General features: G+C 74.5%; 20 protein-coding genes. 15 read left to right on the forward strand and 5 right to left on the reverse strand.

The features are described from left to right. Window positions 1-124: 124 nt before the first annotated feature. Window positions 125-385 (reverse strand): 30S ribosomal protein S20, encoded by a 261-nt coding sequence (gene rpsT / locus IDM29_RS17190; RefSeq protein WP_182111502.1) that lies wholly within the window; start codon window positions 383-385, stop codon window positions 125-127. Between the two features lie 146 nt (window positions 386-531). Next, the gene (locus IDM29_RS03800) at window positions 532-1,032 is read right to left on the reverse strand and encodes a type II toxin-antitoxin system PemK/MazF family toxin (RefSeq protein ID WP_255491555.1); all 501 of its coding nucleotides are present in this window, start codon (window positions 1,030-1,032) and stop codon (window positions 532-534) included. Between the two features lie 131 nt (window positions 1,033-1,163). On the opposite strand from IDM29_RS03800, the gene IDM29_RS03805 reads away from it, so the two are divergent. The 5 genes from IDM29_RS03805 to hemW all read left to right on the forward strand — a co-directional run bounded on the left by IDM29_RS03805 (window position 1,164) and on the right by hemW (window position 7,751). After that, the gene (locus IDM29_RS03805; protein ID WP_182111500.1) at window positions 1,164-2,759 is read left to right on the forward strand and encodes a circularly permuted type 2 ATP-grasp protein; all 1,596 of its coding nucleotides are present in this window, start codon (window positions 1,164-1,166) and stop codon (window positions 2,757-2,759) included. Beyond that, entirely contained in the window at window positions 2,753-3,679 is a 927-nt protein-coding gene (locus IDM29_RS03810; protein WP_182111499.1) for an alpha-E domain-containing protein, read from the forward strand. Before IDM29_RS03805 ends, IDM29_RS03810 begins: the two co-directional genes overlap by 7 nt. After that, complete coding sequence (locus tag IDM29_RS03815; protein WP_182111498.1) at window positions 3,676-4,512, forward strand: transglutaminase family protein; 837 nt, start codon at window positions 3,676-3,678, stop codon at window positions 4,510-4,512. The genes IDM29_RS03810 and IDM29_RS03815 overlap by 4 nt, the downstream gene beginning before the upstream one ends. A 61-nt stretch (window positions 4,513-4,573) precedes the next feature. Continuing rightward, entirely contained in the window at window positions 4,574-6,466 is a 1,893-nt protein-coding gene (gene lepA / locus IDM29_RS03820; protein WP_182111497.1) for a translation elongation factor 4, read from the forward strand. A gap of 19 nt (window positions 6,467-6,485) precedes the next feature. Further along, window positions 6,486-7,751: a radical SAM family heme chaperone HemW gene (gene hemW, locus IDM29_RS03825; RefSeq protein ID WP_188037213.1), complete on the forward strand. Its 1,266-nt coding sequence runs from the start codon at window positions 6,486-6,488 to the stop codon at window positions 7,749-7,751. Window positions 7,752-7,832: 81 nt separating this feature from the next. Here hemW and IDM29_RS17195 read toward each other — a convergent pair whose 3' ends face one another. Both IDM29_RS17195 and IDM29_RS03835 read right to left on the reverse strand, forming a co-directional pair. Further along, a complete protein-coding gene (locus tag IDM29_RS17195; protein ID WP_188037214.1) occupies window positions 7,833-8,459 on the reverse strand; it encodes a DUF4870 domain-containing protein in 627 nt (208 codons plus the stop codon). A gap of 130 nt (window positions 8,460-8,589) precedes the next feature. After that, a complete protein-coding gene (locus tag IDM29_RS03835; RefSeq protein WP_182111494.1) occupies window positions 8,590-9,462 on the reverse strand; it encodes a DUF3097 domain-containing protein in 873 nt (290 codons plus the stop codon). A gap of 128 nt (window positions 9,463-9,590) precedes the next feature. On the opposite strand from IDM29_RS03835, the gene hrcA reads away from it, so the two are divergent. The 3 genes from hrcA (at window position 9,591) to IDM29_RS03850 (ending at window position 12,637) form a co-directional block, all read left to right on the forward strand. After that, on the forward strand, window positions 9,591-10,610 hold the full coding sequence (hrcA, locus tag IDM29_RS03840) for a heat-inducible transcriptional repressor HrcA (RefSeq protein WP_182111493.1): 1,020 nt from the start codon (window positions 9,591-9,593) through the stop codon (window positions 10,608-10,610). Window positions 10,611-10,705: 95 nt separating this feature from the next. After that, entirely contained in the window at window positions 10,706-11,845 is a 1,140-nt protein-coding gene (dnaJ, locus tag IDM29_RS03845; RefSeq protein WP_182111492.1) for a molecular chaperone DnaJ, read from the forward strand. Between the two features lie 12 nt (window positions 11,846-11,857). Beyond that, window positions 11,858-12,637 carry a 16S rRNA (uracil(1498)-N(3))-methyltransferase gene (locus IDM29_RS03850; protein ID WP_182111491.1) on the forward strand — a complete coding sequence of 260 codons (780 nt, stop codon included), beginning with the start codon at window positions 11,858-11,860 and terminating at the stop codon, window positions 12,635-12,637. A 25-nt stretch (window positions 12,638-12,662) separates the two neighbouring features. Here the strand turns inward: IDM29_RS03850 and IDM29_RS03855 are convergent, their stop codons facing one another. Then, window positions 12,663-13,250, reverse strand: a complete 588-nt coding sequence (locus tag IDM29_RS03855) for a Gmad2 immunoglobulin-like domain-containing protein (RefSeq protein WP_188037215.1) — start codon at window positions 13,248-13,250, stop codon at window positions 12,663-12,665. Window positions 13,251-13,332: 82 nt separating this feature from the next. Between IDM29_RS03855 and IDM29_RS03860 the strand changes: the two genes are divergently transcribed. The 7 genes from IDM29_RS03860 to IDM29_RS03890 form a co-directional block, all read left to right on the forward strand. Beyond that, entirely contained in the window at window positions 13,333-13,707 is a 375-nt protein-coding gene (locus IDM29_RS03860) for an HIT domain-containing protein (protein ID WP_182111489.1), read from the forward strand. 137 nt (window positions 13,708-13,844) lie between these two features. Beyond that, a complete protein-coding gene (locus tag IDM29_RS03865) occupies window positions 13,845-14,891 on the forward strand; it encodes a PhoH family protein (RefSeq protein WP_182111488.1) in 1,047 nt (348 codons plus the stop codon). After that, window positions 14,888-15,340, forward strand: a complete 453-nt coding sequence (gene ybeY / locus IDM29_RS03870) for an rRNA maturation RNase YbeY (RefSeq protein ID WP_182111487.1) — start codon at window positions 14,888-14,890, stop codon at window positions 15,338-15,340. The genes IDM29_RS03865 and ybeY overlap by 4 nt, the downstream gene beginning before the upstream one ends. After that, on the forward strand, window positions 15,337-16,626 hold the full coding sequence (locus IDM29_RS03875) for a hemolysin family protein (RefSeq protein ID WP_188037216.1): 1,290 nt from the start codon (window positions 15,337-15,339) through the stop codon (window positions 16,624-16,626). Before ybeY ends, IDM29_RS03875 begins: the two co-directional genes overlap by 4 nt. Next, window positions 16,623-17,567, forward strand: coding sequence for a GTPase Era (era, locus tag IDM29_RS03880; RefSeq protein ID WP_182111485.1), 945 nt, complete (start codon window positions 16,623-16,625; stop codon window positions 17,565-17,567). Before IDM29_RS03875 ends, era begins: the two co-directional genes overlap by 4 nt. Before the next feature lie 61 nt (window positions 17,568-17,628). Beyond that, window positions 17,629-19,119 carry a prolyl oligopeptidase family serine peptidase gene (locus IDM29_RS03885; protein WP_188037217.1) on the forward strand — a complete coding sequence of 497 codons (1,491 nt, stop codon included), beginning with the start codon at window positions 17,629-17,631 and terminating at the stop codon, window positions 19,117-19,119. 98 nt (window positions 19,120-19,217) lie between these two features. After that, on the forward strand, window positions 19,218-19,439 hold a 222-nt coding region (locus tag IDM29_RS03890), incomplete at its 3' end, for a hypothetical protein (RefSeq protein WP_375372395.1).

Raw genomic sequence — 19,439 nt, forward strand, 5'->3', positions numbered from 1 at the left:
GGCCCCCCCGCCCCCCCCCCGCCCCTGCCGCCGCCGCCGCCCCCGCCCCCCCCCCCCCCCGGGGGGGGCCCCCCTTCTCGTGCGTCCGGTGCCCGCCGGGTGGATCCGGCGGACGGTGGTCGCCTCAGAGGGAGGCGACCTGCTTGGCCAGCGCCGACTTGCGGTTCGCGGCCTGGTTGGCGTGGATGACGCCCTTGCTCACGGCCTTGTCGAGCTTGGTCGTCGCGACCTGGAGGGCCGTGGCGGCTGCCTCCTTGTCGCCTGCGGCGACGGCCTCGCGCACCCGACGCACGTGCGTCTTGAGCTCGGACTTCACAGCCTTGTTGCGCAGGCGCGCGATCTCGTTGGTGCGGATGCGCTTGATCTGGGACTTGATGTTCGCCACGTGTTTGACTCTCTTGTGCGTTTCGCCGGAGCGAATCTGACAGGTCGTAGAGGGCGCGTCCGGTATCGGGACTGGGGCGTGGGGACACCCTCGGGGAGACGCCGGACGAGTGCCCGCCGACCTGGGCGGACACGCGAAGGTCGATGCTACCAGGAGCCGCCCATGTGGGCGACGACGTCGTCGAACCGGGCGCGGTCCAGCACGGCACCCTCGCGCCGCACCGCGGCGGGGTCCACCCGCAGCACGCGGTCCACCCGGATCTCGCTCGGCCGGCGGCGCGCGTCCCAGTCGCCCGAGCCGACGTCGACCCACCGTCCCGGGGCGCGGCCGGGACGGGCGTCGTGGTCGCGGCTCGTGAGCATGAGCCCGAGGAGCCAGGGCCCGTCGTGCCCGACGAGCAGCACCGGGCGGTCCTTCCCGCGCGTGTGGTCCTCCTCGAACGGCACCCACGTCCACACGATCTCGCCCGGGTCCGGGTCGCCGTCGAGGTCCGGGGCGTAGACGGCGTGCACCGTCCCCCGGAAGTCGCCCGCGTACCCGGCCGCGGCCCGTGCCGAGGGGGCTGGCGGTGCCGCGGTCGTCCGGCCGTGGACGACGGCCCGCGCCAGGCGCGCGGCGCGGCGCAGGAGGGAGCGCGGGGAGGGCACGCGGCCACGGTAGCCGCACGCCGCGCGTACCGGCTCTGCGTGGCCCGAGCCTGCCCGGCACACCGGCGTCCGAACCATGCCGGAAAGCCGCCGGAAACCTCGATGTGACGTCTGCCACCTAACGTCCGACTATGGCCGACCTGTTCGAGGGTTACCCCGCCGGGGCAGCGTGGGACGAGGTGTTCGACCGCGACGGGTCCGTCCGCGCCGCCTACGAGCGGGTGCACGAGGCGCTCGTGGCGATGCCCGCGGGCGAGCTCCGCTCGCGCGCCGAGCTCATGGCACGCGCCTACCTCACGCAGGGCGTGACCTTCGCGCTCGCGGGGGAGGAGCGCCCCTTCCCCGTCGACGTCGCGCCGCGCGTCCTGACCGCCGCGGAGTGGGAGACGGTCGCGCCCGGCGTCGCGCAGCGCGTCCGCGCGCTCGAGGCGTTCCTCGACGACGTCTACGGGGAGCAGCGGGCGGTCGCGGACGGCGTCGTGCCGCGCCGGCTCCTGACCACGTCGACCCACTTCCACCGGGCGGCGCACGGGATCCGTCCCGCGAACGGGGTCCGGGTGCACGTCTCGGGGATCGACCTCGTCCGCGACGAGCAGGGCGCCTTCCGGGTGCTGGAGGACAACGTCCGTGTGCCGAGCGGCGTCAGCTACGTGCTCTCGAACCGGCGGGCGATGGCGCAGAGCTTCCCCGAGCTCTTCGCCGCGCTCCGGATCCGTCCGGTCCAGGACTACTCGCGCCGCCTGCTCGCGGCCCTGACGGCCGCCGCGCCGTCCGGCGTCGACGAGCCGACCGTCGTCGTGCTGACGCCCGGCGTGCACAACAGCGCCTACTTCGAGCACTCGCTGCTCGCGCGGACGATGGGCGTCGAGCTCGTCGAGGGACGCGACCTGTTCTGCGCGGGTGGGCGGGTGTGGATGCGGACCACGCACGGCCGGCGCCGCGTCGACGTGGTGTACCGGCGGGTCGACGACGAGTACCTCGACCCGGTCGTGTTCCGCGCGGACTCCCTGCTGGGCAGCCCCGGTCTGCTCGCGTGCGCCCGGGCGGGGACCGTCACCATCGCCAACGCCGTGGGCAACGGGGTCGCGGACGACAAGCTCGTCTACACCTACCTGCCCGACCTCATCCGCTACTACCTGGGCGAGGACGCGATCCTGCCCAACGTCGAGACGTGGCGGCTCGAGGAGCCGGACGCGCTCGCCGAGGTCCTCGACCGCCTCGACGAGCTGGTCGTCAAGCCGGTCGACGGGTCGGGTGGCAAGGGCCTGGTCATCGGTCCCCGCGCGGACCGGGCCCAGCTCGACGCGCTGCGCCGCACGCTGCGCGCCGACCCACGCGGCTGGATCGCCCAGCCCGTCGTCCAGCTCTCGACGGTCCCGACCCTCGTCGACGACCGCTTCCGCCCCCGGCACGTGGACCTGCGGCCCTTCGCCGTGAACGACGGCGACCAGGTGTGGGTGCTGCCCGGCGGGCTCACCCGCGTCGCGCTCCCGGAGGGCGAGCTCGTCGTCAACAGCTCGCGGGGCGGGGGCTCGAAGGACACCTGGGTGCTGGGGGCGCCGCGCCGGCCGCTGCCGGCCGCGGCCCGGTCCGCTCCCGCCCCGCTGCCGCAGGGCGTCCCGATCGACAGCAGCCCGGCCGACCAGGAGGTGCAGGTGCAGGTGCAGCAGCAGCAGCAGGCCCGGTGGGCACCGGCGCCGGCCGGGACGGGTGGTGCCGGGTGCTGAGCCGCATCGCCGAGTCGCTGTTCTGGATCGGCCGCTACGTCGAGCGCGCGGAGGACACGGCCCGCCTCCTCGACGTCCACCTGCACGCGCTGCTGGAGGACCCGTGGGCGGAGGAGGACCTGGCCTGCCGCTCGCTGCTCGCCGTGATGGACCGCGAGCCGGAGCCCGGGGTGCCGGCGGGGCGTCGGGTCGTGCTCGAGGTGCTCGCGTACGACGCCGCCGCGCCGGCCTCGATCGCCGGCGCCCTGGTCGCGGCGCGGGAGAACGCGCGGCGGGGCCGCGAGGTCATCTCGACGGAGCTGTGGGAGGCGCTCAACGCGACCTGGACGCAGCTCCCGGTGCGGACGCGGTCCGGCCGGCCGCACGACTTCCTGGCCTGGGTCCGCGAGCGGGCGGCCGTCGTCAGCGGCATCGTGGACCAGTCGCTCTCCCGCGACGACACCTGGCAGTTCCTCGTGCTCGGGCGGTCGATCGAGCGCGCGGACATGACCGCGCGCCTGCTGGCGGCGCGGGCGCTCACCGGCGCGTCCGGGCCCGACTGGCCGACGCTGCTGCGCTCGTGCGGCGCGCACGAGGCGTACCTGCGGCGCTTCCGCGGGGTCGCCACGGACCGGAGCGCCGCGGAGTTCCTGCTGACCGACCCCCTGTTCCCGCGCTCGGTCGTGTACGCGCTCACCCAGGCCCAGAGCTGCCTCGATGCGCTGGAGCCGCCCGGGCAGGATCTGTACTCGATCGCGGCCCGCCGCAGCCTCGGGCACGCCCGGACCGGACTGGAGTACGCCGAGCTCGGCGAGGTGCTGGCGCACCTGCCGCACCAGATGGCGCTGGTGCAGCGGGCGTGCGCGGCGGCGAGCGACGCGATCCGCGCCCGCTACTTCCCGTCCGGTGCGGTGACCACGTGGGTGGGGAGCATGCTGTGAGCCGGCTGCACGTGGTGCACACGACGCGGTTCGTCTACGACGGTCCGGTGACGGCGTCGTACAACGAGGCGCGCATGACGCCGCTGTCCGAGCGCGGCCAGACCGTCCTGGAGAGCCGGCTGGCGGTGGAGCCGCAGACCTGGCGCCACGACTACCGCGACTACTGGGGGACGGCGGTCGCCGCCTTCGAGAGCGGCGTGCCGCACCGCGAGCTCGTGCTGGAGTCGGTCACGCGCGTGGACGTCGGCGATCGCACCGTCGTCGCCGACGCGACGTGGGAGCAGGTGCGCGACCCCGCCACGGTGGCCGAGCTCGGTGAGTTCCTGGCGCCGTCGGCCACCACGCGCGCGCCCGACGACGTCGCCGCCACGGCGGCGGAGCTCGCCGCCGAGCTGGGTCCGGACGCCACGGCGCGCGCCGTGGCGCTGCGGCTGCACGAGCTCGTGGAGTACGTGCCGGGCGTCACCGCGGTGCACTCGACCGCCGCCGACGCGTGGGAGCAGCGCAAGGGCGTGTGCCAGGACCTCGCGCACCTGACGGTGGCGGCCCTGCGCAGCGCCGGCGTGCCGGCGCGCTACGTGTCCGGCTACCTGCACCCGCTGCGCGGCGGGGACGTCGGGCTCTCCGTCGTCGGCGAGTCCCACGCGTGGGTCGAGTGGTGGGCCGGCGACTGGGTCGCCTTCGACCCGACGAACGGGACCGACGTCGGCGAGCACCACGTCGTCATCGGTCGTGGCCGCGAGTACCAGGACGTCGCCCCCGTGCGGGGGACGTACGCGGGCGGGGGGACGCGGGCGCACGAGGTCACCGTGCAGATCACGCGCGAGGCATGAGGGCGCCGCGCGGCCCGGCCGCCGTGCCGGGGGACGGGGCCGGTCATGGGACCATGGTGGCGTGTCACCGATCCCGAGCGCCTCGCTGAGCAGCCGCATCCAGCCGGCCGCCACGCCGCCCGAGCTGCTGCGCAACTTCTGCATCATCGCCCACATCGACCACGGCAAGTCGACGCTGGCCGACCGCATGCTCCAGCTCACGGGCGTCGTCGACCAGCGCGCGATGCGCGCGCAGTACCTCGACCGGATGGACATCGAGCGCGAGCGCGGCATCACGATCAAGTCGCAGGCGGTGCGCATGCCGTGGGCGATGGCGGGGGAGGACGGCGTCCTCGTCCCCTACGCGCTCAACATGATCGACACGCCGGGCCACGTCGACTTCACGTACGAGGTCTCGCGCTCGCTCGCCGCGTGCGAGGGCGCCGTCCTCCTGGTCGACGCCGCCCAGGGCATCGAGGCGCAGACGCTCGCGAACCTCTACCTCGCGATGGAGAACGACCTCGCGATCATCCCCGTCCTGAACAAGATCGACCTGCCGGCGGCGCAGCCCGAGAAGTACGCCGAGGAGATCGCCAAGCTGGTCGGCGGGGAGCCCGAGGACGTGCTGCGCGTGTCCGGGAAGACGGGCGAGGGCGTGGAGGTGCTGCTCGACCGCATCGTCCGCACCGTGCCCGCACCCCGCGGGGACGCCGACGCCCCCGCGCGCGCCATGATCTTCGACTCGGTCTACGACACCTACCGCGGCGTGATCACCTACGTCCGCGTCGTCGACGGCCACCTCAGCCCGCGCGAGCGCATCGTCATGATGTCGACGCGCGCGCAGCACGAGCTGCTCGAGATCGGCGTCATCTCCCCGGAGGGGATCCCGACGCAGGGCCTGGGCGTGGGCGAGGTGGGCTACCTCATCACCGGCGTCAAGGACGTCCGCCAGTCCAAGGTCGGGGACACGGTCACCAACGCCGGCAAGCCCGCCGCCGAGTCGCTGGGCGGCTACGACGACCCCCGCCCCATGGTGTTCTCCGGCCTGTACCCGATCGACGGCACGGACTACCCGGTGCTGCGCGACGCCCTCGACCGGCTCAAGCTCAACGACGCCGCCCTCGTCTACGAGCCCGAGACCTCGGTCGCGCTCGGCTTCGGCTTCCGCGTCGGCTTCCTGGGGCTGCTGCACCTGGAGATCATCCGCGAGCGGCTCGAGCGCGAGTTCGACCTCGACCTCATCTCCACGGCGCCGAACGTCGTGTACGAGGTCACCATGGAGGACCGCTCGGTCATCCGCGTGACCAACCCGAGCGAGTTCCCGGGCGGCAAGATCGGCGAGGTCCGGGAGCCGATGGTCAAGGCCACGATCCTGTGCCCGAGCGAGTTCATCGGCGCCGTGATGGAGCTGTGCCAGACCCGCCGCGGCGAGCTCGGCGGCATGGACTACCTCTCGGAGGACCGGGTGGAGATGCGGTACACGCTCCCGCTCGCCGAGATCGTCTTCGACTTCTTCGACCAGCTGAAGTCCCGGACCCGCGGCTACGCGTCCCTCGACTACGAGCCCTCGGGCGAGCAGGCGGCCGCCCTGGTCAAGGTGGACATCCTGCTGCAGGGCGAGCAGGTCGACGCGTTCAGCGCGATCGTGCACAAGGACAAGGCCTACGCCTACGGCGTGATGATGGTGGGCAAGCTCCGCGAGCTCATCCCGCGCCAGCAGTTCGAGGTGCCGATCCAGGCCGCCGTCGGCTCGCGCGTCATCGCGCGCGAGACCGTGCGCGCGATCCGCAAGGACGTCCTGGCCAAGTGCTACGGCGGCGACATCAGCCGCAAGCGCAAGCTCCTCGAGAAGCAGAAGGAGGGCAAGAAGCGCATGAAGACGATCGGTCGGGTCGAGGTGCCGCAGGAGGCCTTCATCGCCGCGCTCTCGACGGAGTCCGGCGGCAAGGATGCCAAGGAGAAGGCACGCAAGTGACCCCCCGGCGGGTCGGCTCGTGAGCCCCGCGCTTCCCGAGGGGGCCGCACCACCGCCGGACGGGACCTTCCCCGACTGGCTCCGGCCCTCGACCGGCGCCGGCCCGCGCGGGTTCGGCGTCTACCTCCACGTGCCGTTCTGCACCGTGCGGTGCGGCTACTGCGACTTCAACACCTACACGGCGGCGGAGCTGCTCGCGGAGGCCGGTGGGCGCAGCGCGGGCCATGAGCGCTACGCCGAGACGGTCGCGCGCGAGGTCGACCTCGCCGCCCGCACGCTGGACGCCGTCGGGCGGACGCCGCGCGAGGTGGCGACCGTCTTCCTCGGCGGGGGCACGCCGACCGTGCTGCCGGCCGCCGACCTGGTGGCGATGGTGGACCGGCTGCGCGGCACCTGGGGGCTCGCGGCCGGCGTCGAGGTCACGACCGAGGCGAACCCGGACTCCGTCACCCCCGACTCGCTCGCGGAGCTCGCCGCGGGCGGGTTCACGCGCGTCTCGTTCGGCATGCAGTCGGCCGTGCCGCACGTGCTCGCGACCCTCGAGCGGACGCACGACCCCGACCGGGTGCCGCAGGCCGTCGCGTGGGCGCGCGAGGCCGGCCTCGCCGTCTCGCTCGACCTCATCTACGGCACGCCGGGGGAGAGCCTCGCCGACTGGCGGCGCTCGCTGGACGCCGTGGTCGCGTGCGACGTCGACCACGTGTCCGCGTACGCGCTCACGGTCGAGCAGGGCACGCGGATGGCCGTCCAGGTGCGGCGCGGGCTCATCCCGGCGCCCGACCTCGACGACCAGGCCGCGAAGTACGAGCTGGCCGACGACGTGCTCGGCGCCGCCGGCCTGCGGTGGTACGAGATCAGCAACTGGGCCCGCGAGCCCGGCGCCGCGTGCCGCCACAACGTCGGCTACTGGCGCGGCGACGACTGGTGGGGCTTCGGACCCGGCGCGCACTCCCACCTCGGCGAGGGCCGCGACGGCCGGGCGCTGCGCTGGTGGAACGTCAAGCACCCGCGCGCCTACGCGGACCGGCTCGGCGCGGGGTTGACGCCCGCGGCGGGCCGTGAGGAGCTCGCGCCGCAGGAGGTCCGGCTCGAGCGCGTCATGCTCGGCGTCCGGCTCCGCGGTGGCCTGCCGCTCGCCGACGTCGGCCCCGCGGGCCGAGCGGCGGTGGCGGGCCTGGTCGCCGACGGGCTGCTCGACGCGCGGGCCGCGAGCGCGGGCAGTGCGGTCCTCACGCGCCGGGGGCGGCTCCTGGCCGACACGGTCGTCCGCGACCTCACGGGCTGAGCGTCCCGGGACGACGACGGGGTCGGTGCCCGTGGGCACCGACCCCGTCGGTCAGCGGGCGACCGCCCGCTCAGCGGCCGATCACTTGATGAAGCGGATGTTCACCGGGTAGCGGTACGCCTCGCCCTTGTTCGCGGCGACGCCGGCCATGATCATGAAGACCAGGGCGACGATGAACGCGACGTACAGGATCGAGCCGATCCCGAACGTGATCGCGGTGATGACGGCGAACGCGACGGCGGCGATCGTCAGCGTGATCTGAAAGTTGAGCGCCTCCTTGGACTGCTCCTCCACGAAGCGGCCCCGGTCCTTGTACATCAGCCAGATGACGAGGGGCGCGATGAAGCCGAGGATGATGCCGCCGAGGTGGGCGAACATCGCCCACTGGCGCTGCTCGGCGTCGGACAGCGGGACCTGCCCGGGCGGCGGGTAGCCCGTGCCCGGGTAGGGCGCGTAGCCGCCGGGCTGCTGGTACCCACCGGGCTGCTGCTGGTAGCCACCCGGCTGCTGCTGCTGCTGGTAGCCCGGCTGCTGGTAGCCGGGCGCCTGCTGGGGGCCACCGGGCTGCTGGTACCCGGGCTGCTGGTAGCCGCCGGGCTGGGTGCCGTAGGCGGGCGGGGGCGTGGCGCCCGCGGGCGGGCCGGCGGGCGTGCCCGCGGCACCGGGCGTACCGGGGAACTGGGGCTCGTCGGAGGGATTCGTCGTCATGTCGCTCTCACCAGCTTCGTCGTGTCGGGCTGACCGCAGCTGCCGGCCTCGTGGTCCCGGTCGGCGGTGCCGCCGGGGCCGAGCGGCGGTGCACCGGCTCGGTGCACCGAACACTAGCGAAGGCGCCGCCTCAGGGTGCGGTGACGAAGTCGATCAGCTCCTCCATGCGGCCGAGGAGGCTGGGCTCGAGGTCCCGGTAGTCGCGGACGCTGCGCAGGATGCGCTGCCACCCACGCGCGACGTCGGCCTGGTCGTCGGCCGGCCAGCCGAGCGTGCGCAGGATGCCGCGCTTCCACTCCGTGCCACGGTCGATGACGGGCCAGGCGTCGAGCCCGAGGCGCCCGGGGCGGACGGCCTGCCAGACGTCGACGTACGGGTGGCCGAGCACGAGCAGCGTGCCGGGAGCCGCGGCGCGCATGGCGTCCGCCGCGATGCGCGACTCCTTGCTGCCGGCCACGAGGTGGTCGACGAGCACGCCGAGGCGGCGCCCGGGCCCGGGCGCGAACTCCCGCACGGCGGCGGCGAGGTCGTCGACGCCGTCGAGGAGCTCGACGACGACGCCCTCGAGGCGCAGGTCGTCGCCCCACACCTTCTCGACGAGCTCCGCGTCGTGCTTGCCCTCGACCCAGATGCGGCCGCCGCGCGCCACGCGGGCGCGGGCGCCGTGCACGGCGACGGACCCGGACGCCGTGCGCGTCGGGCGCTGCGGGGCGGGGGCGGTGACGGGGGGCGTGAGCTCGACCGGCTCGCCGTCGACCCAGAAGCCGGGGCCGAGCGGGAAGGTGCGGGTGCGCCCTGCGCGGTCCTCCAGGACGACGACGTGCATCCCGCCGGACTTCTCGACGCGCACGACGGCGCCGACCCAGCCGGTCGTGACCTCCTCGACCACGAGCCCGACGTCGGCGGCGAGCGGCCGCGACGAGGGCTTGCGCCGGTGGTGGGGGCTGGTCGGCCCCTGGCCGGGGGTCGGTCCGGCGAGGACGTCGCGTCCGTAGCGGTCCATGGTCCTCCGTCGGCTCGTGGCTCGCGACGGTGGGCGCCGCGCGCGGGTAGGATTGGCACTCGGACCCTGAGAGTGCCACATGCGACGACGCCCGGCCGTGCCGGGTGTGCTGTGGGAGAGGAGGTGTCATGAGCGAGGACCGCAGGCTCGACGTGCTGCGCGCCATCGTCGAGGACTACGTCGAGACCCAGGAGCCGGTCGGCTCCCGCGTGCTCGTCGAGCGGCACAACCTCGGCGTGTCGCCGGCCACGATCCGCAACGACATGGCCGCCCTCGAGGACGCCGGGTACATCGCGCAGCCCCACACCTCGGCGGGCCGGGTGCCGACGGACAAGGGCTACCGCCTCTTCGTCGACCGGCTCTCGACCGTCAAGCCGCTGTCGGCCGCGGAGCGCCGCGCGATCCAGACGCTGCTCGAGGAGGCGGTGGACCTCGACGACGTCGTGGACCGCTCCGTGCGCCTGCTCGCGCAGCTGACCCAGCAGGTCGCCGTCGTGCAGTACCCCTCGCTGCGGCGCTCGGCGCTGCGGCACCTCGAGCTCGTCCCGGTGGGCCACGACCGGCTCCTCGTCGTGATCATCACGGACAACGGGCGCGTCGAGCAGCGCGTGCTGGACCTCGGCGAACCGGTCGCGGAGCGCGTCGTCACCGAGCTGCGCGCGCGGCTCAACGCCACGGTGGCGGGCCGCCGGCTCGTGGACCTCGCGGAGCCGCTCGACCGCATGACCCAGGCGTTCGCCGTCGCCGACCGGCCGATCGTGCTCCGCGTGATCAAGGTCGTCGAGGACACCCTGGCCGAGGCGACGGAGGAGCGCATCGTCATGGCGGGCGCGGCGAACCTCGCGCGCAGCGGCACGGACTTCCCGCACACCATCCGGCCCGTGCTCGAGGCGCTGGAGGAGCAGGTGGTGCTGCTGCGCCTGCTCACGGACATGGCCGAGGACGCCGCGCCCGTGTCGGTGCGGATCGGCAGCGAGAACCAGCACGCCGGACTGGCGGAGACCTCCATCGTCGCCGCGGGGTACGGTGCGGACGGCGATCCGGTCGCGCGCATCGGCTCGCTGGGACCCACGCGCATGGACTACGCGGGCACGATCGCCGCGGTCCGGGCCGTCGCGCGGTACCTGTCCCGGATCCTCGCCCCCTGAGCCCCGGCGCACCGCCTCGGCCCGACCGGCCGCGGCCGCCCCAGACCCGTCCGACCGCCGCCCGACACCGGACCCCCCGGTCCAGAGAGTGACACGTGAGCAGCAACTACTACGAGGTCCTCGGCGTCAGCCGCGACGCGACGCAGGACGAGATCAAGAAGGCGTACCGCCGGCTGGCGCGTGAGCTGCACCCGGACGTCGCGACCGGTGAGGGTGCGGAGGACCGCTTCAAGGACGTCTCGCGCGCCTACGAGGTGCTCTCCAACCCCGAGAAGCGCCAGATGTACGACCGCGGCGTGGACCCGACCGCTCCCGGCGGCGGCGGCGGCGCGAACTTCGGCGCCGGCTTCGGCTTCCAGGACATCTTCGAGACGTTCTTCGGTGCCGCCCAGGGCGCGTCGGCGCAGCGCGGTCCGGTGCCGCGCGCCCGGCGCGGGCAGGACGCGCTGGTCCGCCTCGACATCGACCTCGCCGAGGCCGCCTTCGGCGTCCACCGCGAGGTGCCCGTCGACACCGCGGTCCTGTGCGGCACCTGCCAGGGCTCGTGCTGCCGCCCCGGCACCTCGCCCCGCACCTGCGACGTCTGCGGTGGCCGTGGCGTCGTGCAGCGGGTCGCCCGCTCCTTCCTCGGCCAGGTCATGACCTCGAGCCCGTGCGCGGCCTGCCACGGCTTCGGCACGGTCATCCCCGAGCCGTGCCCGGAGTGCTCGGGCGAGGGGCGCGTCCGCAGCCGCCGCACCCTGTCGGTGGACGTGCCGGCCGGGGTGGACACCGGCACCCGCATCAAGCTCACGGGTCAGGGCGAGGTCGGTCCCGCGGGCGGCCCGCCCGGCGACGTCTACCTCGAGGTGCGCGAGCGCAACCACGAGACGTTCGTGCGCCGCGGCGACGACCTGCACTGCACGCTCGAGATCCCGATGACGGCCGCGGCGCTCGGGACGGTGGTCGAGCTCGAGACGCTCGACGGCCCCCGCGAGATCGACATCCGGCCGGGCACGCAGCCGGGCGACGTCGTCGTCGAGCGGGGCCTGGGGATCGGCCACCTGCACGTGGGAGGCCGCGGCGACCTCAACGTCCACGTCGACGTGCAGGTGCCCACGACGCTGGACGACGAGCAGGCCGAGCTCCTGCGCCGGCTGGCGGAGCTGCGCGGCGAGGCCCGTCCGGCGTCCCGCGTCGCCCCTGCCCACCCCGGCGTCTTCTCCAAGCTGCGCGACAAGCTCGCGGGCCGCTGACGTGAGCGTCCGGTGAGCGCCCCGGTCTTCCTCGCGGAGCCGGGGCAGCTGTCCGGTGCGGCACCGGGCGGCGCGTACGTCCTGCAGGGCGGCGAGGCGCGGCATGCCGGGGTCGTGCAACGTCGCCGCGCGGGCGAGCGTGTCGACGTCGCCGACGGCGCCGGCGTGCGGCTGCGGTGCGAGATCGCCGCGGTCGAGCCGGGTCGCCTCACGCTCACGGTGGTCGACGTCGTCGTGGAGCCGCAGGCCTCGCCCCGCCTCGTCCTGGTGCAGGCGCTCGCCAAGGGCGACCGCGACGAGCTCGCGATCGAGGCGGCGACCGAGGTCGGCGTGGACGAGGTCGTCCCCTGGCAGGCCGCCCGCTCGATCGTGGTGTGGCGCGGCGAGCGCGCCGCGAAGAGCCGCGCGAAGTGGCGCGCCACGGTGCGCGAGGCGACCAAGCAGTCCCGCCGGGCGCACGTGCCGGCCGTCGCCGAGCCCGTGGACACCGCGGGGCTCGCTGCACGCGCCGCCGCCGTCGTCGCGGCGGGCGGCGTCGCGCTCGTCCTGCACGAGGAGGCGAGCGTCCCGCTCACCGAGGTGCCGCTGCCCGACGGCGGTCCGGGCGGTGCCGCCGGGGCGGAGGTGCTCGTCGTCGTCGGCCCGGAGGGCGGCATCTCGGCCGAGGAGGTCGAGCGCCTCGAGGCCGCCGGCGCGACCGCGGTGCGGCTCGGGCCGCACGTGCTCCGGACGTCGACGGCGGGGCCGGTCGCCCTCGCCCTCCTCGCCGCACGCACGGGCCGGTGGGGCTGACCCGCGAGCCTGCGTTCACCGTCCGCTAGCCGACGGTGAACGTCACCTCGACGCGGTTGTCGGACGCGCCCGCGCCCTCGGTCTCGGTCTCGGACATCGACGCCTCCCAGACCTGGAGCGTCCACGTGCCCGGGTCGAGGTCCAGCTCGATGCTCCACGGCCCGATCTCGCCGTTGGCCCCGGCCTCGGTCCAGCCCTCGACGACGACGTCCTCGGTGCCCGCGGCCACGACCCGGTAGCTCAACGTCGCCTCGTACGCGGTGCCCTCGCCGGTCGCCGTCACGGGCGAGGTGACCTGCTGGCCGGCGAGCGGTGCCGTGATCGAGTTCGGGCCGTTGACAGCGGGTGCCGCCGCCGGCTCCTCGGTGGGGGCGCTCGTCGCCGCCGGAGAGGTGGTCGCGGACGCGCTCGGTGAGGGGGTCGCCGACGACGAGGCGGTCGGGGACGCGCTCGGTGAGCCGCTCGTGGCGGGCTCCTCGGTGCCGGTCTGGCAGGCCGCCGCGGCGCCGGTGACCAGGCCGGTCACGGCGAGGGCCAGCGCGGTGCGCCGGAGCGCCGTCGTGCGTCGTACCGCGACTCGTGACGCGGCGGGCGATGCGGTCGAGCGGGTCACGTGGGCTCCGTCCGTCGGGTGGGTGCCATGGTGGCAGGCGCCGCCGCCAGCGCGCGCCAGGCGCCGCGGCTAGCCTGTCGGCATGTCGCGCTCACCCAGCACCCCGGCGCCCGGTCGCGCCGACGACTGCCTGTTCTGCCGCATCGTCGCGGGGGAGGTCCCGGCCACCGTCGTCGCCTCCGACGAGCACGCCGTCGCGTTCCGCGACCTGGACCCGCAGGCCCCCGTGCACGTGCTGGTCGTCCCGCGCGAGCACCACCCCGACGTCGTGCGCCTCGCGGCGGCGTCACCGGAGCTGCTCGCGGCGGTGGTGCGCCTCGCCGAGGAGGTGGCCGAGGCCGAGGCGGGCGGGCAGTTCCGCCTCGTCTTCAACACCGGCCCGCACGCCGGCCAGTCGGTGTACCACGTGCACGGCCACGTGCTCGGCGGGACGCAGCTCGGGTGGTCCCCGGGCTGATCGTCCGGCCGCCGTCCGGGTGGGTGCGCCGGTACGATGGGTGAGCGCCGTCACCCGGCGCGCAGCCTTCGCCCGACCACGTCGCACGACCACGCGACACGACGACCTCCCGAGGAGACGCGGCCCCCGGCCGACCCATGTCAGACACATCTGCGCGACGCCTGCACGGCGCAGGCGGCGGCGACGTCGAGCACCGCATCGTCGTGCCGTCCCACCTTCCGGCGGTAGCCCTCCTGGGAACGGGGGACGAGGTCCTGCGTGCGGTGGAGGCCGGGTTCCCGGGCGTGCGGATCCACGCGCGCGGCGACCAGATCACGCTCCAGGGCCCCCCGGGTGATGTCGCCCTGGTCTCGCGCCTGCTGGACGAGCTGCTCGAGGTGGCCGCGAGCGGGACCGAGCTCAGCGGCGACGTCGTCGCGCGCTCCGTGCGCATGCTCACGGCCGCGACGGCCGCCCGGCCCGCCGAGGTGCTCACGCAGAACGTCCTGTCCAACCGTGGCCGCACCATCCGGCCCAAGACGGTCGGTCAGAAGGCCTACGTCGACGCGATCGACCGCCACACCATCACGTTCGGGATCGGCCCGGCGGGCACCGGGAAGACCTACCTCGCGATGGCCAAGGCCGTCCAGGCCCTGCAGGCCAAGCAGGTCAACCGCATCGTCCTGACGCGGCCGGCGGTCGAGGCCGGGGAGCGGCTCGGCTTCCTGCCCGGCTCGCTCAGCGAGAAGATCGACCCCTACCTGCGGCCCCTGTACGACGCGCTCCACGACATGGTGGACCCGGACTCGATCCCGCGGCTCATGGAGGCCGGCACGGTCGAGGTCGCGCCGCTCGCCTACATGCGCGGGCGCACGCTCAACGACGCGTTCATCATCCTCGACGAGGCCCAGAACACCTCCACCGAGCAGATGAAGATGTTCCTCACCCGCCTCGGGTTCGGCGCCAAGATGGTCGTGACCGGGGACGTCACCCAGGTCGACCTGCCGGGCGGGACGACGTCCGGCCTGCGCGTCGTGGAGGACATCCTCAGCGGCGTCGACGATGTCGAGTTCTGCCGGCTGACCTCGGAGGACGTCGTCCGGCACCGCCTCGTCGGCTCGATCATCGACGCCTACGCGGCGTGGGACGCGGACCGCGCGCCCGCGCACGACCACCGGGCCGACGGCAGGAGCGGGCGCCGGTGAGCATCGAGGTCAACAACGAGTCCGGCGTCCCCGTCGACGAGGCGGAGTTCGCGGCGCTCGGGCGTCACGTGCTCGACGCGATGCACGTGCACCCCCAGACGGACCTGTCGATCATGCTGGTCGGCACGGAGGTCATGTCCGAGCTCCACGTGCAGTGGATGGACGAGCCCGGACCCACCGACGTCCTGTCGTTCCCGATGGACGAGCTGCGCCCGGGCCAGGACGGCGAGCCGTCGCCGCCCGGGTTGCTGGGCGACGTCGTCCTGTGCCCGGAGGTCGCCGCGCGCCAGGCGCGCGACGCGGGGCACTCCACGACCGAGGAGCTGCTGCTCCTGACGACGCACGGCATCCTGCACCTGCTCGGCTACGACCACGCCGAGCCGGAGGAGGAGAAGGAGATGTTCGCGCTCCAGCGCCAGCTCCTCCTGACCTTCCTCGCCACGCGATGAGCGGTGCTCCTGCGGGGGTGCTGCTGGTCGTCGCCGCCCTCCTCGTGCTGCCCGCGGTGATGCTGTCCGCCGGCGAGACCGCGCTGCTGCGCGTGAGCCGCACGGCGCTGGCCGAGCTCGCGGCGTCGGACGCGCCGGTCGGTCGACGCCTGCAGCGCGTCGCCGACGACCAGCACAGCACGGCGTCGGCGGCCGCGTTCGTGCGGGTGCTCTGCGAGGCCCTGGCCGCCGTGGCGGCGACCCTCGGCCTGGCCGCGACCGGTCTGCGGTGGTGGCAGGTCCTGGCGCTCGCCGCCGTCGTCGTCGCCGCCGTCGCGGTGGTCGTGGTGCGGCACGTCCCGCGGACGCTCGGGCGCCGCCACCCGGTGGGGACGCTGCGCCTGACGGCGGGCTGGCTCGTCGGCGCGCGCGTGCTCACGACGCCGCTCGGGTCGGCGGGCGCGGGCATCTCCGAGCAGCACGAGCTCACGGACGACGAGCTGCGCGACATGGTCGACCGGGTCAGCGAGTCGGAGCACATGCAGGACGAGGAGCGGGAGATGTTCCGCTCCGTCCTCGAGCTCGGCGACACCATCACGCGCGCCGTGATGGTGCCCCGCACGGACATGATCACGCTGCCGAGCGGGACGCCGCTGCGCAAGGCCATGTCGCTGTTCCTGCGCTCGGGCTACTCGCGCGTGCCGGTCGTGGGCGAGTCGGTCGACGACGTGCTCGGCGTCCTCTACCTCAAGGACGTCGTGCGGCACCGCCACCTGCACGAGGGCTCCGACGAGGAGCCCGTCGACGGGCTGCTGCGGCCGCCGGTCTTCGTGCCCGAGTCCAAGCCGGTGGACGACCTGCTGCGCGAGATGCAGCGCGGCGCCTTCCACATGGCCATGGTCGTGGACGAGTTCGGCGGCATCGCCGGCCTCGTGACGATCGAGGACGCCCTCGAGGAGATCGTGGGCGAGCTCACCGACGAGCACGACCGCTCGCCCGTCGACGTCGAGGACCTGGGCGACGGCGCGTACCGCGTGCCCTCCCGCCTGCCCGTCGACGAGCTGGGCGAGCTGTTCGACCTCGAGCTCGAGGACGACGACGTCGACAGCGCGGGCGGCCTGCTCGCGAAGGCACTGGGCAAGGTGCCCCTGGCAGGGTCGAGCGCCGTCGTCGGCGGGCTCGAGCTGAGCGCGGACCGCGTGGAGGGACGCCGCAAGCAGGTGGCTACGCTCGTGGTGCGCCGCGCGCCCCTCGACAGCCAGGACGAGGTGCCGGACGCACCACCGACGCAGGGAGCTCCACGATGACCCGCCCGACCACCGACGACGGCACCTTCCGGTCCGGCTTCGTCTGCATCGTCGGGCGGCCGAACGCCGGCAAGTCGACGCTGACCAACGCGATCGTGGGGCAGAAGGTCGCGATCACCTCCGGGCGGCCGCAGACCACCCGGCACGTGATCCGGGGCATCGTCCACCGCCCCGACGCGCAGGTGGTCCTCGTCGACACACCGGGGCTGCACCGCCCGCGCACGCTGCTGGGCGAGCGGCTCAACGACCTGGTCAAGAACACGCTCGGCGAGGTCGACGTCGTGGTCTTCTGCCTGCCGGCGGACCAGCGTGTGGGCCCGGGGGACCGGTGGATCGCCCAGCAGCTCACCGAGCTCGCGTCCGGACCGCACTCGACCCCCGTCGTGGCCGTGGCCACCAAGGCGGACACCGTGCCCAAGGGCCGGCTCGCCGAGCACCTCATGGCGGTGGCGGCCCTGGGGGAGTGGGCCGACGTCGTGCCCGTCAGCGCCGTCGAGGGGTACCAGGTCGACACGCTCGTCGACGTCCTCGTGAGCCACCTCGAGCCGGGACCGGCGCTCTACCCGGACGGTGAGCTCACCGACGAGCCGGAGGCCGTCATGGTCGCCGAGCTGGTGCGGGAGGCGGCGCTCGAGGGCGTGCGCGACGAGCTGCCGCACTCGCTCGCCGTCGTCGTGGACGAGATCCAGCCGCGGGAGGGGCGCGACGGCTCGGACGGCAGGCCGCCCCTGCTCGACGTGCGCGTCGAGCTCTTCGTCGAGCGCGACAGCCAGAAGGCGATCATCATCGGCAAGGGCGGCGCCCGGCTGCGCGACGTGGGCTCGACGGCCCGGCGCGGCATCGAGGCGCTCCTGGGGGCCCGGGTCTACCTGGACCTGCACGTCAAGGTCGCCAAGGACTGGCAGCGGGACCCCAAGCAGCTGCGCCGCCTCGGGTTCTGACGGGCGCGGCGCGGGCTCGGCCCGTCCGTCCCAGCCCGACGGCGCGGCTAGACTCCGCGGCGTGCGATACCGGATCGCGCTCTCGAGCGCCGTGGCAGTCGTGGCGCTCGGCATCGTCGGCACCGTCTCCGGTCCGGACTGGGACCCCGTTCCCCTCACCGAGACGATCGAGGTCGAGTCGGCCGACACCGCCATCGGGGGCGTCGAGGGCGCGGACGCGGTCGGCACCTACGAGGTCGCGACCTCGGTGGTGACCGTCGAGCTCGCGGGCGCCGTGGTCGAGGCCCAGATCAGCGAGCCCGTGGGTGCGCAGGGCGAGCGCCCGGGCGTGGTCTTCGTCCACGGCGCGGGGACGGGCAAGTTCGACGTCGCGTTCACGCAGCAGGCGCAGGCCCTCGCGAGCGCGGGCATCGTCGCGATGGTGCCGAACAAGCGGCTCGACACGTACACGACGCGCACGCGCGACTACAACGCGATGGCCAGCGACTACCTGCGCAGCGTCGAGCTGCTGCGCGGTCTGCCGGGCGTGGACAGCGACCGCGTCGGGGTCTACGGCGAGAGCGAGGGCAGCTGGATCGTGCCCGTCATGGCGGCGGACAACCCGTCGGTGGCGTTCGTCGTGCTCGTCGCCGCCCCCGTGGTGCCGCCGCGCCAGCAGGCGGCCTTCGCGGTCGACTCCTACCTGCGCAACACGGGCGTGCCGGAGGAGGTGCTCCGCGCCGTCCCGCGCGTGGTCGGCATGGAGTTCCCGGGCGGGGGCTTCGAGTACGGCAACTTCGAGGTGCGACCCTTCCAGCAGCGCATGCGTCAGCCCGTGCTGCTCGTCTACGGGACGGGGGACGCCGCGATGCCCACCGTGCAGGGCGCGCTCGAGCTGGTCGAGGACCTCTCGATGGCGGCCAACCCCGACTGGACCGTGCGGTACTACGAGGACGCCAACCACGGCATCAAGATCGGCGCCACGCTGGTCCCCGAGTTCGCCCGGGACCTCGTCGACTGGGTGCAGGGACTGCCCGAGACCGGCGACGCGGAGCCCCGGGTGGCGGGCGCGGAGCCGTACCAGCGTTTCCGCGCCGACCCCGTCGAGCGCCCCCGCTGGTTCGCCGAGGGTGACCTCGTCGTCGCGGCTCTCGGCGCCTGCGCCGTGGCGCTCCTCGTGGGCCCGGTCCTGTGGGTGGTCCGCCGGCTGCGCGGGCGTCGCCAGCGCGCGCTGGGGCGGGGGATCCTCGCCCCGCTCGTCACGATGGCGGCGGGTGCGGCGCTCACGCTCGTGACCCTGGTGGCCTATCTCATGTCCGTCGCGCACCTGGCCCAGAACTACCTCACGAACCCCGTGCTCGTGCAGGGCGGCTGGCTCGCGGTGCGGCTGCTCGGGGTGGTCGCCGTCGTCGCCGGGGTCGTCCTGGTGTACCGCGTCCTGGACGCGCGGCGCCCCGGCGCGGAGCCGGCCGCGCGGACCGTCACTGGGGAGTGGACCCTGGCGACGGGGGTCGCCGGGTCCGCCGTGCTGCTGCTGATGCTCGCCTACTGGGGCGTCTTCCCACCGACATGATCACGTCGGCCATCCGGGTGCCCGCGGCGCTCGGTTGACCGCTACGGTTCTCCCGGGGCGGCTTCGCCGGGCCCCGGACACCGGAGGGGTTCACGACGATGACCGACGCACAGGGATTCACCGCCGCACAGGCAGCGGACCCGACCACGCCCGGGCAGACGCTCGCCGACATCGCGGCGCAGCGGCCTGACCTGCGGCCCGCCGTGGCGGCCAACCCGGCCACGTACCCCGGCCTGCTCGAGTGGCTCTCGGCCCTCGGCGACCCGGCCGTCGACGCCGCGCTCGCCGCCCGTGGCACGGCCGGGCGGCCGCCCGCCGCC

The organism is Actinotalea sp. JY-7885, from assembly GCF_014525465.1.
GTDB lineage: Bacteria > Actinomycetota > Actinomycetes > Actinomycetales > Cellulomonadaceae > Actinotalea.